The organism is Sphingomonas sp. NPDC019816, assembly GCF_050274375.1.
In the GTDB taxonomy this organism is placed as follows: domain Bacteria; phylum Pseudomonadota; class Alphaproteobacteria; order Sphingomonadales; family Sphingomonadaceae; genus Sphingomonas.
In genome coordinates, this window is record NZ_JBNNOB010000082.1 from 1 (window position 1) to 16,401 (window position 16,401).

The window sequence follows — 16,401 nt, forward strand, 5'->3', positions numbered from 1 at the left end:
ACCGCCTCCTCCCCTCCCGCAGGCGGGAGGGGCCGGGGGAGGGCATGGCGCCTCGCAGAGCCTATCCCCTGAGAGAGGGTGCCCCTGAAACTCGGGGACATCAGGTTCCCTTGGAAAGAGCCCTCGCCTTCGGGGGGGTTGGGGTGGGTCCTTTCCCCCGGGCGTTGGGCTTGCGGAAAAGCCCAACCCCCGGCTCCTCCCCTGAAGGGAAGGGATGATCCCATCAAAAGTCATCTCGCTCCAAGCCCCCCAGCCGGCGTCAGCCGCCGATCGCGTCGATCCAGGCCGGCAGGTCGCCCAGCCTCGCCAGGCGGCGGAAGCGGGGATGGTCGGCCGGTTCGTGCCCCGCCTCATGGCTCCAGGCGAGCGGTTGCGGGATATAGGCCGCCCATGCCCCGGCCTTCAGCGCCGGCAGCACGTCCGACCGCATCGAATCACCTGCCATCACCGCCGCCTCGGGCGCGACGCCGTGGCGATCGAAGATGCGTGCGAAGGTTTCGGGCGTCTTGTCGCTGACGATCGCGACATCGGTGAAATGCGCGCCCAGCCCGGACGCGGCCAGTTTGGCCTCCTGGTGTAGCAGATCGCCCTTGGTCACCAGCACCAACCGCCCCCGCCCGGCCAGCGCCGCCATGGTCTCGCCGATCCCGTCGAGCAGTTCGACCGGATGCGCCAGCAATTGCCGCCCCGCCTCCAGGATCCGCGCGATCAGATCGGTCGGCAGCGTCGGCCCGGCCAACTCTACCGCCGTCTCGATCATCGACAGGGTGAAGCCCTTGGCACCGTAACCATAGAGCCGCAGATTGCGCGCCTCGCACGCCTCCAGCGTCGCGCGCGCCACCCGCGCCTCGGCAAAGGGCGCCAGCAGGCTCACCAGCGCCTCCTCGGTTTCGACGAAGTGACGCATATTGTGCCACAGCGTGTCGTCGGCATCGAGGCAGATCAGTTCGATCGCCATGGTCCTTCTCCCTATCGGCGTGGCACGGGCCATCACAATTCGCAGATCAGACGCAAGCCCAGACGCGGGCGGAAGGGCTCGCCGTGCGCGCGTTCGGCCCCGACGCCGCCCTGCATGCTCAGCTTGCCGAACGCCCGGTGCACCTGCGGCATCGCCAGCCAATAGACGCCGTCGCCATTCTGGCGATTGACCTCCAGACCCAGGACCGTGTCGCGGTTCAGGTCGTAGAAGGTGGAATGGTTGACCACGAACCCCGTCCGGTTGCCCTCCCGCAGCGTGACGTCGCCGATACCCAGCATCGTCATCGTGCTCCACCGCTCACCGAAGCGATTGCCCAGCAGCCAGAGCAGCGTCGACTGCCATTCCCCGCTCTCCCGGTCGTACAGCCCCAGATACTGGACGCCGTGGATGCCGCGCCCGCCGCGGAAGGTGCCGAGCTTGCCCTGAAGCCCCATCTTATACTGCACGACCCGCGTGTCGATCAGCGGCAGTTCCAGTTCGACCGCGAAGCCGTCCGCCACCGCCATCTCGATCTCGGGTGCCCATTCGACTTCGCCGCGCGGCCCCGACAGGTCGCGCTGGACCAGCGCGTTGACCTCCACCTCGCCGCGTTTGGCGGTCAGCGGGCGGATCATGTCGAACACCATAGGTTCGGGAATTTCGGGGCCATCCTGCACGGGGGTGGCATGGGCGATGGCGGGCATCGGCATCATGGCCATGGAAAGCACCCATGCGCCGGCCGGTCGGTGTCGCAATCTCAAAACGCTCGCACTCCGGTCATTTCACCTCATGCGATGCCGGACCTCGGCCAGGGCCGGGCGCTATCGCTCGCGCCGATGGTCCAGCGCCGCCTGAACGCCGGTGACCAGCGCATCCACCGTGAACGGCTTGGTCAGCAACTGCATCCCCGGCGCCAGATGGCCGCTGTTCAGCACCGCGCTTTCCGCATAGCCGGTAACGAACATGACATTCAATTCATGTCTGACCTCGCGCGCCGCCTCGGCCAGCTGGCGGCCGTTCATGCCGCCGGGCAGGCCGACATCGGTGATCATCAGGTCGATGCGCTGGTCGGAGCGTAGCAGCACCATAGCGCCGGCGCTGTCGACCGCCTCGACCACCTGATGGCCCATGTCGCGAAGGACATCGACCACCATCAGCCGGACACTGGATTCGTCATCCACCACCAGGACGGTCTCGCCCGATCCGTGACCGGCATCGGGTGTCGACGATGCAGACGGCGCGTCCTGCTCGACAGGTCCGTGATAACGCGGCAGGTAGAGCGAGACGGTCGTGCCCTCCCCCAGGGTCGAGGCGATGCGGACCTGCCCACCCGACTGCCGGGCAAAGCCATAGATCATGCTGAGCCCCAGCCCCGTCCCCTGTCCCAGCGGCTTGGTCGTGAAGAAGGGGTCGAACGCCTTGTCGATCACGTCGGGCGTCATGCCGGTCCCGGTATCGGTGACGCTCAACGTCAGGTAATCACCCGCCAGGACATCCTCCGCGCCGTCGCGTCCCTCCCTGCCGCCTCCCGCCCCGTGACCTTCGATGGCGATCGTGATCCGGCCGCCATCGGGCATCGCGTCGCGCGCGTTGATGCACAGGTTCAGCAGCGCGTTCTCCAGCTGCGGCGCATCGACCAGCACGACCCACGGCTCCTGCGCCGAGGGCGTCTCCAGCGTGATGCCCGGTCCCACCGTGCGCCGGATCAGGTCGGCCATGTCGCCGACCAGCGCGATCACGTCGGTGGGGCGCGGCGCCAGCGTCTGCCGGCGCGAAAAGGCCAGCAGCCGGTGGGTCAGCGCGGCCGCACGCCGTGTCGCCCCCTGCGCCGCGTCCATATAGCGATCGATCTCGCCCGTGCGCCCTTGCGAGAGCCGCAGGGCCATGAGTTCGAGCGCCCCCGAAATTCCGGCAAGCAGATTGTTGAAATCATGCGCCAATCCGCCGGTCAGCTGGCCGACCGCCTCCATCTTCTGCGCCTGGCGCAGGGCTTCCTCGGCGCGCATCAACTCGGCGGTGCGGTCCGCCACGCGCTGCTCCAGCTGGTCGGTTAGCACGCGCAGCTCGGCGATGGCACTGTCCCGCTCCGCCTCCAGCGCGCGACGCACGCCGACATCGATCAGCACGCCGGGGAAATAGAGCGGCGTGCCGTCCGGCGCATGCTCGACCCGGCCATTGGCCTCCAGCCAGTGGTAACAGCCGTCACGCCGGCGCACGCGATACTGGTGGGCATAGGGTCCGCCCGACGCGATCGCCGCATCGATCGCCTCGGCCAGGCCCGCCCGGTCATCCGGGTGAACCGTCTCCACCACCTGCGCCAGGCTCAATCCGTCATGGCCCAGCGAGGGGTCCAGGCCGAAATGGCGCGCAAAGGGCTCATCGACGGTGAAGCGATCGGTCGGCAGGTCCCAGAACCAGGTGCCGATGATCGCCCCCGCTTCCAGTGCCAGTTGCACACGCTCGGCGTTCCGACGCGCGCGCGCCTCGCTTTCGCGCAATTGCTGCTCGATCTCGACGCGTTCGGAGATGTCGAAGCTGACGCCTGGGAAGCGCACGCAGCGCCCTGCCTCGTCGGCAATGCAGCGCCCGTGCGCTGAGACCCAGTGGATCGTGCCATCGGGTTGCACCAGTCGGTATTCGGACGTGAAGCGACGCGGCGCATCCCCCGGGGCCGTATCCGCCATCGCCGCCTGGATATCGCGCGTGACCCGGTCATGATCGTCGGGATGGATGCCCCGGAAGAATTCGGCGATCGGCATCCCCGCCTCCGCCGCGGCCGGGTCGACGCCGTACATGGCGGCGAAGCGCGCGTCGGAGCGGACCGAATCGTTCAGCACGTCCCAATCCCAAAGCCCGACATGCGCACCCGAACTGAGCGCCAGTTCCAGCCGCTCGTCCGACGCGCGCTGGCGCCGTTCGGCCAGCACCCGGTCGGTCGTCTCGCCGGTGACGCAGATCATGCCCGCGATGTCGCCCCCATCGTCGAAGACCGGCGAGTAGGAAAAGGTCCAGTAGCTTTCCTCGGGCTGGCCGGTTCGCGCCAGGTCCAGCCGCATGTCGGTGACCTTCGCCACCTGTCCCGACAGCGCCTTGTCGACCAGCGGTTCGATCTCTCCCCAGATGCTGCCCCACAGGATGCGGAACGGCGTGCCCATCGCGGTGTCCGCGCGGTAACCCAGGATCGGGCGATAGGCGTCGTTGTAGAAGGATATGAGTTCCCGGCCCCAGACCATGTACATGGGTACGGGACAGGCCAGCATGGTGGCCAGCTGCGTACGTAGCGCGACCGGCCAGCCTTCGGGGCCGCCGAGCGAGGTCGCGCGCCAGTCCAGCGCGACGATTTCGTCCACCACCTGTCCCGATACGCCGCGCAGGAAATCGAAAGCCTTGGGGAGTGCCATCGTCATCCTGTGCCTCAGTCGGCGCGTGATATCCAGCGTGTGCCGGCCCCTCGTAGCGCCGCCCCTAACATGGGTCAGCCATATAGAGCGTCACCGCGGGCCGGAAACTTCACCTGTTCCAGTGACAAGCCCCACCGCGCGGGTTAGGCCCACCGCGTGACGGCCATTCGCAGCCTTATCGCGCAACGCCATCTGGCCGCTCTGCTCTGCCTGGCCGCGCTGCTGCTCAAGCTCGTCGTCCCCTCGGGCTACATGATCGGGGAAGCCCGGGGCCACTGGGCGATCATGCTGTGCTCCGGTACGATCACGGTGCCGCAATCGACGCCACTCGATCCGGTCTCCGCCATGCCCACGATGCCGGGCATGGCGCACGCCGCCGCGACCGATCACGGTCGAAGCGATCATCCCGACGACCGGCATCAGCGCGCGGAGATGCCCTGCGCCTTTGCCGGCCTGTCCGCCGCCGCGCTGGCGGCGACCGACCCGATCCAGCTGGTCGCGTTGCTGGCCTTCGTGCTGGCCACGGGCTTCGTGGCGGTGGCCGCGACCGTCCGGTCCGCGCCGCCCTATCTGCGTCCCCCCTTGCGCGGGCCGCCCGCGCTTTCCTGACCGTGTCATCCGGCGCGCCCCGGCCGCCGTCCTGATTCTCGCCCCGCCGAGCCGCGGGGCCGGTCGAAAGCCCGTTTTCATGTTCATGCCACCCGCCTCGCCGGACACGACGCTGTCCCGGCCGGTACCGCCTGATGCGCCTTCGCAATCCTCCACCACCGTCATCGTCCAGGGCGCGCGAACGCCCCCCGGCCTCGATGCTCCGACCGGTGCGGGCAGTCGCCTGCCGCTGTCCATCCGCGAGACCCCCGCCACCGTCGAAGTGCTGAACCAGCAGGATCTGCAACAGCGCGGCCTGCGCACCACGCGCGAGGCGTTCGGCGGCGTCGTCGGCGCAATCGCGGGCAATGTGCCGGGCAATCCGGCGGTCGTCTCGCTGCGCGGCTTTGCGGGCAACGCCATATCGATCCTGCAGGACGGCGTTCGCATATCGACCTCCACCGTGATTCAGCGCGACACCAATGTGTGGCATTACGACCGGATCGAGGTGCTGAAGGGCCCCGCCTCCGTCCTCTATGGCGAAGGCGCGCTGGCCGGCGTCATCAACAAGGTGACTCGTAAGCCCGTTCCCGGTGAGCGTGCGCTAGACCTGCTGATCTCGGGCGGCAGCTTCGGCACCGTCTATGGCGCGGCTGGAGTCAATCTGCCCGTGTCCACCGAAATCGCGCTGCGTGCGGATGCCAGCTATCAGCGCTCCGACAGCCTGTACGACGTCGATCGCAATGCGACACGATCGGCGGGCCTGACCGCCAGCGCGCTGATCCGGCCGATCGACCGGCTTTCGCTGCTGGTCGCGGTCGACCATTTCGAGGACCGCTACGAGTCCACCTATCAGGGTCTGCCGCTGATCCCCGCGCGTTACGCGCTGGCGCCGAGCGATGCGGTGCGCACCACGAACGGGCTGGTCGCGGATCGGTCGCTCCGGCGGATCAATTACAATCCGCGCGGCGCGTGGTCGGGCGCCGACGACACGACGATACGCTCGCGGCTCGACTGGGCGATGGGTGACGGCTGGACCGCCGCACTCGACCTGACCGGCTATACCGCCGACCGCGCCTTCCTCCTCGCCGATACGCAGAGCTTCACCGCCCCCGGCGCGGGCTTTCCGGGGGGCAGCATCCGGCAAAGCTATCAGGATTTCCGTCACGACCAGCATTTCTGGAACGCGCGCGTTCAGATCGGGCGGGACGGGCGGATCGCCGGCCTGCGCCACCGGTTCGGCCTGGGCGGGGAATATAACCGGACCCGTTTCGTCTCGTTGCGACGACAGGCGCCGGTCGGCACCCTGCCCGCGCTCGACCTGCGCGATCCGGGCGTGATCGCGGCGCCGACCTCGGCGGCGGTGTTCACCAGCGGCGACGTGACCTTCGACTCCCGGCTGGAGCAGGCCGCGCTGTTCGCAGAGGATGCGGTGAACCTGACGTCCCGCTGGCTGCTGGTGGGCGGCGCGCGCTGGGATCATATCGCGCTCGACCGGGCGACGATCCAGAATGCGACCGGCGCGGCCGATCGCAACGCGCCGCGTTTCGATCCCGTGTCGTGGCGGGCGGGCACCAGCTGGTCCGCGACGTCGGGGATCACGCTCTACGCGCAATATACCACCGCCGTATCGCCGGTGTCGTCGATCCTGATCGCCTCGATCGCCAACAGCCGCTTTCGCCTGACCCATGGCCGTTCGATTGAGGCTGGGTTCAAGGCCAGCGGCTGGGGCGGGCGCGCCACGGTTACGGGTGCGGCCTATCATATCGTCCAGTCCGATATCCTGACCCGCGACCCCACCAACCCCAGCCAGAGCGTACAGGGTGGGCGACAATCCTCGCGCGGGCTGGAGCTGTCCGCCGACATCATGCCGGCGCCCGCGCTGCGGCTGGCGGCGGGCGGGTCCTATACCGATGCGCGCTATGACGCATTGACCGAGCTGATCGGCGGCGTGGCGGTCGATCGCGCCGGCAACCGGCCGATCAACGTACCCGACACGACCCTGTTCGCCTCGGCACGCTATACGCCGGGCAAATGGCTGACGCTGGGTGGCTATCTGCGTCATGCGGGCGGATTCTACACCGATACGGCCAACAGCATCCATGTCGCCGGTCATGTGCTGATCGACGCCAGCCTGTCGGTCCCGGTCGGCGAACGGGCGACGCTGACGCTGCGCGGTCGCAACCTGACCAACCGCTTCTACGGCGAATATTCCGGCTATCCCGCCACCAACATCTATATCGGCGCCCCGCGATCCTTCGATATCGCGCTGTCGGCCCGACTGTGAAGGACCCGGCGATGACATTCCCCTCGCGCAACGCCGCCTTTCACCGCACCATCTGGCGCTGGCATTTCTGGGCCGGACTGTTGATCGTGCCGGTGTTGCTGATGCTCAGCCTGACCGGCGGCATCTATCTGTTCAACGACGAACTCAACGACGCGATCTACCCCGAACAGCGCTTCGTCACGCCGTACCGCGCAGCCGTGCCGCTGTCGCGGATGATCGACGCCGCGCTCGTCGCCTATCCCGGCACCGCGTCGCGCGTGGACATGCCGGGCGAGCGTGACCGGTCGGCGGTGGTCTTCGTCAATCCCGACCAGGGTGCGCCGCGCCGCGTCTCGGTCGATCCCGGTACCGGTCGCGTGCTGGGCAGCGTGGTCTATGACCGGACCCTGGTCGGTTGGGCCGATGCCATGCACCGCTCGATGCTGATGGGGGTGTTCGGCGAGCGGCTGGTCGAACTGGCGGCCTGCTGGGCGCTGGTCCTGCTGGTGACCGGCTTCATCCTGTGGTGGCCACGCGACGGCTGGCGCGCCGGCGGGACGGTCTGGCCGCGCGTGTCGCGACGGGGTCGCGGCTTCTGGCGCGATCTGCATGGCCCGGTGGGGCTCTGGACGGGCGCGGTGATCGGCTTTCTGGTGCTGACCGGCCTGCCCTGGGCGGGGGTGACCGGACCGCTGCTCCACCGGGTCAGCGGCGCTGCGGGGGTCGGCTATCCAGCGTCCTACCGGCAGTATAACATTCCGCACAGCATGCCCGCCAGGGCGGCCCTGGGGGATACGCCCTGGACGCTGGAGTACGCACCCATGCCCCAATCGTCGATGATGCGGGGCCATCACGCCGCGATGCCGCCGGACGAACATGCCGAACACCGCGAACACGGCCCCGGCGCGCCGGGCGCGACGCGCGATCCGGCGGTCATTCGCGGCACCGATCAGGTCGCCCGGATCATCGCCGACAGGGGATGGCAAACGGGCTATCGCCTGTTCCTGCCCGGCGGTCCGAGCGGCGTCTATACCGCCTTCACCTATCCCGGTCGGCCGCAGGGACAGCGGACCATCTATATCGATCGCTATTCGCTGCGCATGATCGGGCCGGAGGTGCGCTTCGCCGATTACGGTGCCGTCGGCCGCGCGGTCGAATGGGGGGTGCAGGTGCATATGGGCAATTATTTTGGCAGCGCGAACCAGATACTGATGCTCCTCGCGTGCGTCGGGGTCTGGACACTGGCGATCAGCGGGATCGCGATGTGGTGGAAGCGCCGGCCCGCCGGGCGCGTGGGCGCGCCGCCGCCGCTGTCGGGTGCGCGGGTCGGCGGGCTGCTGGCCGCGCTGGGACTGATGGCGCTGGCCCTGCCGCTGTTCGGTGCGTCGCTGCTGGTCATCGCGGCGATCGATGCCGGCGCGGCCAGGGTCTTTCGACGCTTCCTGCCCGCGACCTGAATGAACCTTGTGCCCCGGCGACCCGTTAGGGCTAGCAAACGGCCATGACGGCGAATGGGAAGGGACAGGCGATGGATAAGGAACGCAGCGGCATGTCGCCCTGGCTCGCCGGCGGGATCGCGGCGGGCGTGCTGGGCCTGAGCGCGCTGATCGGGCGGCGCAACGCGCCCGATCCGTCGCATCCCCGTATCCGTCAATGGTATCGCGGCCTCGACAAGCCGGGCTTCACCCCGCCCGCGCCGGTGTTCGGCGCGGTATGGCCGGTGCTGGAGACCCTGGCGACCTTCGGCGGCTATCGCTTGCTGCGTCAGCCGGCCTCGCCGCGTCGCAACGCCGCGGTGGCGCTGTGGCTGGGCAACAGCGCCATGATCGGCGGATGGACCGAGTTATTCTTTCGCGAACGCCGGACCGATGCGGGGACCGTGGCGGCGGCGGCGATGACCCGGTGGGACGGCCGCACTCGCGGCGACGGCGTGGCGCGTCGATCGGCCCGCCGCGATCAGCGTGATGCCGCTGGCCGCATGGCTGGGCTTCGCGACGATGCTGGCCGGCGAGGTGTGGCGGCGCAACGGAGCCGCCCCCGAACCGGCCGGATGACATTATCCGAGGTTATATTTTCCATGACATGACGATGAACCGTTTCGCCATCGAAGCGTTCCGGCGATATGAGGGGGACCCATATCGCCATCGCCACGCTGATGGCCTGCTTGGTCACGGGGTGCAACCGTCACCAATCGACGCTGGCGCCGTTTGGAGCGGACGCCGCCGACATCCGTCATCTGTTTATCATCATGCTGGTCGGCGCGGTGGTGATCGCGGGTGCCGTCGCCCTGTTGATGCGGCATGCCGTGCGCGCGCCCGAAGGAGCGATCGACCATCGCAGGGGCATGCGGATCGTGTTGTGGCTGGGCGGGGTCATACCGACCATCGTCCTGCTCGGGCTGCTCGCCTATTCGCTGCCCTATATGCGCCCGCGCCCGGTCGTGCAGACCGATTTGCAGATCGCGGTCGAGGGCGAGCAATTCTGGTGGCGCGTCAGCTATCGCCCCGCCGGCGCGGCACCGGTCGATAGCGCCAACGAAATCCGCATCCCCACCGGCCGCACGGTCGCCTTCCGCCTGAGCGCGGGCGATGTCGTGCACAGCTTCTGGATACCCGGGCTGGCGGGCAAGATGGACATGATCCCCGGACGGACCAACGACCTGGTCGTCCGCGCCGACAAGCCCGGCCGCTATCGCGGGCAATGCGCCGAGTTTTGCGGGCTGAGCCATGCGCTGATGGCGTTCGACGTCATCGCCATGCCGCCCGCCGCCTTCGACGCCTGGCTGGCCGGGCAGCGACGGCCGGCGGAGGCCGGCGATGGCGAAGGCGCGCGGCTGTTCGCCGCCAATGGCTGCAACGGCTGCCACGCCATTGCCGGGGTGACCGCCCCGACGCGGATCGGCCCCGACCTTACCCATTTCGGATCGCGCCGCACGCTGGCCGCCGGCATCCTGCCGATGACGGAAGCCCATGTCGCCGCCTTCATCCGCCACCCCGAAAAGACCAAGCCGGGCGTGCGCATGCCGTCCTTCCCCCAATTGTCGGATGACCAGGCCCTGGCCCTCGCCCGCTATCTGCAAGGCCTGAAATGAGCCTCCACGCCCAGGACGATCCCGCCCTTCGCGCCGCGCAGGAAGAGCGGTTGCGCAGCGTCTGGAAACCACCCAGCGGCCTGTTCCTGCGCTGGACCGACACCAACAACAATGCGGTCGGCGTCTGGTACACGCTGACGGCGTTCGGCTTCATGCTGTTCGCCGGCGTGCTGGCGCTGATCATGCGCACCCAGCTGGCGGTGCCCGACAACGACCTCGTCTCGGCGAACACCTTCAACCAGCTGTTCACGCTGCACGGCTCGGTGATGATGTTCCTGTTCGCCGTGCCGATGTTCGAGGCGGTGTCGATCATCCTGCTGCCCCAGCTGCTGGGCGCGCGCGATCTGCCCTTCCCGCGCCTGTCGGCCTTCGGGTACTGGAGCTTCCTGATCGGCGGCGTGTTCGTCGCGGGCTCGATCTTCTTCAACGCCGCACCCGATGGCGGCTGGTTCATGTATCCGCCGCTGACCACCCGCACCGACCTGTCGGGTCTGGGCGCCGACATCTGGATGCTGGGGCTGTCCTTCATCGAGGTGTCGTCGGTCGCCGCCGCCGTCGAGTTGATCGTCGGCGTGCTGAAATGCCGCCCGCCGGGCATGCGCCTGAACCTGATGCCGCTCTACGCTTGGTATATCCTGGTCGTGGCGGTGATGATCCTGTTCGCCTTCCCGCCGCTGATCGCAGGCGACCTGCTGTTCGAGATGGAGCGGCTGCTGGGCTGGCCGTTCTTCGATGCCGCGCGCGGGGGTGATCCATTGCTGTGGCAGCACCTGTTCTGGATCTTCGGCCATCCGGAAGTCTATATCGTCTTCCTCCCCTCCATCGCGCTGTTCGCGATGATGATCCCCACCTTCGCGCAGCGGCATCTGCTGGGCTATCCTTGGATCGTGCTGGCGGCGGTCGGCACCGCCTTCCTGTCGTTCGGGCTGTGGGTCCACCACATGTTCGCGACCGGGCTCCCGAAGATCAGCCTGGCCTTCTTCTCCGCCGCGTCCGAGGCGGTCGCCATCCCGACCGGCGTGCAGATCTTCGCCTTCATCGCCACGCTCTGGGCGGGCAAGGTGAAATGGTCGACGCCCTTGCTCTATGCTTCGGGCAGCCTTGCGGTGTTCGTCATCGGCGGGCTGACCGGCGTGATGGTCGCGATCGCGCCGTTCGACTGGCAGGCGCACGATACCTATTTCGTCGTCGCGCATCTTCATTACGTGCTGATCGGCGGCACGCTGCTGCCGCTGTTCGGCGGGCTCTATTATTACTGGCCGCTGATCACCGGCAAGAAGCTGTCCGACCGGCTGGGGCGCATCGCCTTCTGGATCATGTTCGTCGGCATCAACCTGACCTTCTTCCCGATGCACCTCTCCGGGCTGGAGGGGATGCCGCGCCGCGTCTTCACCTATCCAGCCGAGCTCAATATCGGCTGGCTGAACCTCGCCTCGACCGCCGGCTCCTATCTGTTCGCCGCCGGTGTGCTGGTGCTGGTCGTCGACCTGGCGCTGTCGCCCACCCGCGCCAAGGCGCCGCGCAATCCGTGGAACGCCGGCACGCTGGAATGGCTGGCGCTGCCCGATGACGAGGATTGGGGCATCCGCTCGGTCCCACTGATCGAGAGCCGCTATCCGATCTGGGACCAGGAGGATTTCGTCGCCAAGGTCGACGAAGGCCGCTTCTTCCTGCCCGATGCCGAGGAGGGCCGGCGCGAGACGATCGTGACCTCTGTCCTGGACGCCAAGCCCGTGTCGGTGATCCGGCTGGGCGGCCCCAGCGTCAAGCCGATGATCACCGCCGTCGCGCTCGGTTCGGTGTTCATCCTGACCACCTATCACCTCTATCTGCTCGCGGCGCTCGGCGGGGTGGCGACGCTGGCCTGCGTGTTGTGGTGGCTGTGGGATACGGCCGAAATCCCCGAAAAGCCCGAAAAGCCGATCGGGCACGGTATGCACCTGCCGCTCTATCGCTCGGGGCCGGCGGCACCCGGCTGGTGGGCGATGTTCATCACCATGATGGCCGATGCGACCGCCTATTCCGGGCTCGTCTTCGGCTATTATTTCTACTGGACCGTCCATCCCGATTTTGGCGACGGCTTTGCCGGACCGGGAATCGCCGCGCCGATGATCGCGCTGGCGCCCTCGCTGGCCAGCTGGGCGCTGACGCTGATCGCGCGCGAGGTCCATGCGCGCAGGCACGTGATGCTCGCCCGACTGCTGCTGATCGGCGGCGCGGCGATGGCGGTCGCGGGGCTGTTCGCGGGCCTGCGTTGCCTCGACGGCCTCGATCCGCAGGTCAATGTCTATCCCGCCATCATCTGGGTGCTGGTGATCTGGACGGTCGCGCATGCCGCCGTCGCGGTCGTCATGCAGCTTTATACGCTGGTACGCAGCCTGGCCAGAAAGATGGACCCGACCCATGACGCCGATCTGCGCAACATCACCGTCTACATGCACTTCTTCGCGCTGACCGCGATCGTCACCTATATGACCATCGGCTGGTTCCCGGAGACGGGGCTGTGATCCGCTGGCTGCAACGCGTCAGCCGGCTGCGCGTCACGCTGTGGACGCTGATCGTGCCGCCGACCGTGTGGGCGGTGCATTTCCTGTTCTCCTACCTCTGGGCGGCGATCAGTTGCGAGAAGCTCGGCGAGTGGGCGCTGTTCCCCACCGCCTTCGCCATCGGCACGGTCGTCGCGCTGGTCCTGATCGTCGCATCGGGCGTGATCGCCTGGCAGCAGTCGCGCACGCCCGGCGATCCGCCGCCGCATCAGGAGGGCACCGACATCGACCGGCTGCGCTTCCTGGCCTATTCGACGATGCTGCTGGCGGGCCTCAGCTTCGTGGCCGTCATCTTCACCGCGCTGCCGGTGATCATGCTCGGCGATTGCCGGTGAGGCGCGCCAGCCTGATCGCGGGTCTGGCCCTGCTCCCCCTCGGCTGGTCGCTCAGCCGCTGGGGCATGACGGGGCATATGGCGGCGCACATGATCGCCGTCGCGGTCGCCGCCCCCTTGCTGGCGCTGGGGATACAGGGGCATCGGCTCGACCCGGCCGAACGCTGGCCGCGTTTCGCCTCGCCGCTGGTTGCCGCCATGGTCGAGGCGGTAATCGTCTGGGGCTGGCATGTGCCGGCCCTCCGGCGACTGGCCGATCATCAGCCGCTCTGGCTGGTCGCCGAACAGGCGAGCTTCCTGGCCGCCGGCCTGCTGCTCTGGTCCGCCGTGCTGGCGCCGCGTCACCGCGCGGCCGGGGTGATGGCGCTGCTCGTCACCTCGATGCACATGACCCTGCTCGGCGCGCTGATCAGCCTGGCCCCCCGCCCGCTCTACAGCCATCACGGCGCGGGCGCGCTGGAGGATCAGCAGATGGCGGGCGTCGTGATGCTGCTGGTCGGCGGTATCGCCTATCTCGTCGGCGGGCTGGCGATGCTCGGCCGGCTGCTCCAGACCCGTCAGGAGGCGCACGCATGACGATCCGCATCACCTGGAAACGCGTGATCGTCACGCTGATCGGCCTGTTCGCGCTCGGCATGGCCTTTGCCTGGTCGGGAGTCATGAACCTGGCGGCGTCGAGCGGGCACTGGGCGATCACCGACTGGTTCCTGCACTGGGCGATGCGCAATTCGGTGCGGACCCATGCCGCCCTCACCGCACCCGACGACCCCAGCGACGCGACCGGACTGGTCAGCGCGGCGGGACATTTCGCCAATAGCTGCGCGGTGTGCCACGGCGCGCCGGGGCAGAAGCCCGCCCCCGTCATGCAGGCCGCCACCCCGCCCGCCCCCGATCTGGCGGTCAATGCGCGCGAATGGACCGACAAGCAGCTGTTCTGGATTCTCCAGCACGGCGTCAAATATACCGGCATGCCCGCCTGGGCGGTGCAGGACCGCCAGGACGAAGTGCGCCGCATGGTCGCCTTCGTCCGCCGCCTGCCCGGCATGACCCCGGCCCAGTATCGCACGCTGGTTGCCGAGGGCTCGCCCGCGACCGATCCCGACAATTGCACCGGATGCCATGGCACCGACGGGCGTGGGCGCGGGTCACCCGACATTCCCGTGCTGGGCGGCCAGAACCCCGCTTATCTGCTTGCCGCATTGCAGGGCTATGCGAACGGCACCCGATCGAGCGCGGTGATGCAGCAGGTCGCGATGCGGATGGAGCCCGCCGAAATGGCCGCCGCCGCACGCCGCTTCGCCGCCATGCCGGGCCTGGGTGCACGGCCCAGCGGCAGCGCAGAAGCCGCCCGCATCGTCGAGCGTGGCCTGCCCGAAAAGCAGCTGCCCGCCTGTGTCAGCTGCCACGCCCCCGGCAAGCCCTATCCGGTGCTCGCCGGCCAACGCGCGACCTATATCGCCGAGCGGCTGCGCCATTGGCAGGGTGACAAGAACATCGTCGATGCACGCAAGAGCCATGCGACGATGCCGGTCATCGCGCGCCGCATCCCGAAGGATATGATCGACCCCATCGCCCGCTATCTCGCCGGCGACGGGGCAACCCCGCCGCGATCCTGACGTCAGTCTTCGCTTGCAACCCGCTCCATTTGCCTGACTAATAGGCGCAAAGACATGCGGGAGCGGATGAATGACGGACAAGGGGATCAACCGGCGCCAGGCGCTGGCCGGGGCGGCATGGACGGGCACGGCGATGCTGGCGGCGGGAGGAGCGGCGGCGCAGGTCACGCCCGCCACCCCCGGCCTGCTCGCGCCGCGCCCGCCGATGGGCTGGAACAGCTGGAACAGTTTCGCGACCACCATCACCGAGGCACAGGCGCGCGAGACCGCCGCGATCATGCGCGCAAAGCTGCTGCCCTTCGGCTATGACATCTTCACCGTCGACATCCAGTGGTATGAACCCAATGCCAGCAGCTATGAATATAGCGCCAGGCCGATGCCGGCGATGGACGGCTATGGCCGGCTGATCCCCGCGCCCAATCGTTTCCCGTCGAGTGCCGATGGTTCGGGCTTCACCAAGCTGGCCGCCCATGTCCATGCGATGGGGATGAAGTTCGGCATCCACCTGATGCGCGGCATCCCCCGCCTGGCGGTGCAGCGCAACCTGCCGATCCTGGGCACCCGCTATCACGCATCCGACATCGCCGATACGTCGAGCATATGTTCGTGGAACCCGGACATGTACGGCGTCGACATGACCAAGCCCGGCGCGCAGGCCTATTATGACAGCGTGTTCCGGCTCTATGCCTCCTGGGGCGTCGACTTCATCAAGATGGATGACATGAGCCGCCCCTATGATGCGCATGCGCCCGAGATCGAAGGTGCCCACCGCGCGATCCAGAATAGCGGCCGACCGATGATGCTCAGCCTGTCGCCGGGCGAAACGCCGGTCATTCGCGGCGACCATGTCCGCCGGCATGCGCAGATGTGGCGTATCTCCGACGATTTCTGGGACGAATGGTCGATGCTGGCGGCGCAGTTCACGCGGCTGGAGAATTGGAACCCGTGGCGGCGGCCGGGGGCATGGCCCGATGCCGACATGCTGCCGCTCGGCCGGCTGGCGCTGGGCAAGCGCGACACCAAGTTCACCCCGGACGAGCAGCGTACGCTGATGACCCTGTGGTCGATCGCGCGCTCGCCGCTGATCATGGGCGGCGATTTGCGCCACCTCGACGCGCCGACGCTCGCGCTGCTGACCAACCGCGCGGTGATCGCGGTGAACCAGGCCTCGACCGACAACCAGCCGCATTTCGTCGAGGACGGCGCGCGCATCTGGTCCGCCAAGCCCCAGGGCGCGCCGAACGATCGCTATCTGGCGCTGTTTAACACCGGCGACACGGCGAAGGAGGTGGGGCTGTCGCTCCGTTATCTGGGTTTGACGGGTACCGTGGGGGTCAGCGACTTGTGGGAAAGCCGCGACCTGGGCCGCGCGACCGGCCGCATTGCCGCCACCCTGCCGCCGCATGGCGCGGCCCTCTACCGTCTGCGCGCCTGATCATTCTTCCCCTGGAAGGGGAGGTGGACGGGGGGTGTCGCGGCCGACGAGAATGGTCTTGGTCTGCATTGCCCAAACAAGCCCCTCCCCTTCAGGGGAGGGGTTGGGGTGGGGCCTCTCCCCTTGGTGCAGGGCTTACGGAAGCGCCCCACCCCCGTCCCCTCCC

At 68.2% G+C, this 16,401-nt stretch carries 13 protein-coding genes; 10 read left to right on the forward strand and 3 right to left on the reverse strand.

Features of this window, described 5'->3' with window-relative positions; genetic code table 11:
- Window positions 1-259 precede the first annotated feature (259 nt).
- The 3 genes from ACQKJZ_RS12405 to ACQKJZ_RS12415 form a co-directional block, all read right to left on the reverse strand.
- Window positions 260-958, reverse strand: a complete 699-nt coding sequence (locus tag ACQKJZ_RS12405) for an HAD family hydrolase (RefSeq protein ID WP_427731355.1) — start codon at window positions 956-958, stop codon at window positions 260-262.
- 32 nt (window positions 959-990) lie between these two features.
- Window positions 991-1,677, reverse strand: coding sequence for a hypothetical protein (locus ACQKJZ_RS12410; protein WP_427731356.1), 687 nt, complete (start codon window positions 1,675-1,677; stop codon window positions 991-993).
- A gap of 102 nt (window positions 1,678-1,779) precedes the next feature.
- Entirely contained in the window at window positions 1,780-4,365 is a 2,586-nt protein-coding gene (locus ACQKJZ_RS12415; RefSeq protein ID WP_427731357.1) for a PAS domain-containing protein, read from the reverse strand.
- Between the two features lie 150 nt (window positions 4,366-4,515).
- On the opposite strand from ACQKJZ_RS12415, the gene ACQKJZ_RS12420 reads away from it, so the two are divergent.
- From ACQKJZ_RS12420 to ACQKJZ_RS12465, 10 genes are all read left to right on the forward strand, one after another.
- Window positions 4,516-4,968 (forward strand): hypothetical protein, encoded by a 453-nt coding sequence (locus tag ACQKJZ_RS12420; RefSeq protein ID WP_427731358.1) that lies wholly within the window; start codon window positions 4,516-4,518, stop codon window positions 4,966-4,968.
- A 79-nt stretch (window positions 4,969-5,047) separates the two neighbouring features.
- Complete coding sequence (locus tag ACQKJZ_RS12425) at window positions 5,048-7,234, forward strand: TonB-dependent receptor (protein ID WP_427731359.1); 2,187 nt, start codon at window positions 5,048-5,050, stop codon at window positions 7,232-7,234.
- Window positions 7,235-7,245: 11 nt separating this feature from the next.
- Window positions 7,246-8,670: a PepSY-associated TM helix domain-containing protein gene (locus ACQKJZ_RS12430; protein WP_427731360.1), complete on the forward strand. Its 1,425-nt coding sequence runs from the start codon at window positions 7,246-7,248 to the stop codon at window positions 8,668-8,670.
- A 71-nt stretch (window positions 8,671-8,741) separates the two neighbouring features.
- Window positions 8,742-9,299, forward strand: coding sequence for a TspO/MBR family protein (locus tag ACQKJZ_RS12435; RefSeq protein WP_427731361.1), 558 nt, complete (start codon window positions 8,742-8,744; stop codon window positions 9,297-9,299).
- 36 nt (window positions 9,300-9,335) lie between these two features.
- Window positions 9,336-10,304, forward strand: a complete 969-nt coding sequence (coxB, locus tag ACQKJZ_RS12440) for a cytochrome c oxidase subunit II (protein WP_427731362.1) — start codon at window positions 9,336-9,338, stop codon at window positions 10,302-10,304.
- Window positions 10,301-12,811: a cytochrome c oxidase subunit I gene (ctaD, locus tag ACQKJZ_RS12445; RefSeq protein WP_427731363.1), complete on the forward strand. Its 2,511-nt coding sequence runs from the start codon at window positions 10,301-10,303 to the stop codon at window positions 12,809-12,811. Before coxB ends, ctaD begins: the two co-directional genes overlap by 4 nt.
- A complete protein-coding gene (locus ACQKJZ_RS12450) occupies window positions 12,808-13,185 on the forward strand; it encodes a hypothetical protein (RefSeq protein ID WP_312490180.1) in 378 nt (125 codons plus the stop codon). The genes ctaD and ACQKJZ_RS12450 overlap by 4 nt, the downstream gene beginning before the upstream one ends.
- The gene (locus ACQKJZ_RS12455; RefSeq protein WP_427731364.1) at window positions 13,182-13,760 is read left to right on the forward strand and encodes a cytochrome c oxidase assembly protein; all 579 of its coding nucleotides are present in this window, start codon (window positions 13,182-13,184) and stop codon (window positions 13,758-13,760) included. Before ACQKJZ_RS12450 ends, ACQKJZ_RS12455 begins: the two co-directional genes overlap by 4 nt.
- Entirely contained in the window at window positions 13,757-14,800 is a 1,044-nt protein-coding gene (locus tag ACQKJZ_RS12460; protein WP_427731365.1) for a c-type cytochrome, read from the forward strand. The genes ACQKJZ_RS12455 and ACQKJZ_RS12460 overlap by 4 nt, the downstream gene beginning before the upstream one ends.
- Window positions 14,801-14,870: 70 nt before the next feature.
- Complete coding sequence (locus tag ACQKJZ_RS12465; RefSeq protein WP_427731366.1) at window positions 14,871-16,235, forward strand: glycoside hydrolase family 27 protein; 1,365 nt, start codon at window positions 14,871-14,873, stop codon at window positions 16,233-16,235.
- The last annotated feature ends 166 nt before the right edge of the window (window positions 16,236-16,401 follow it).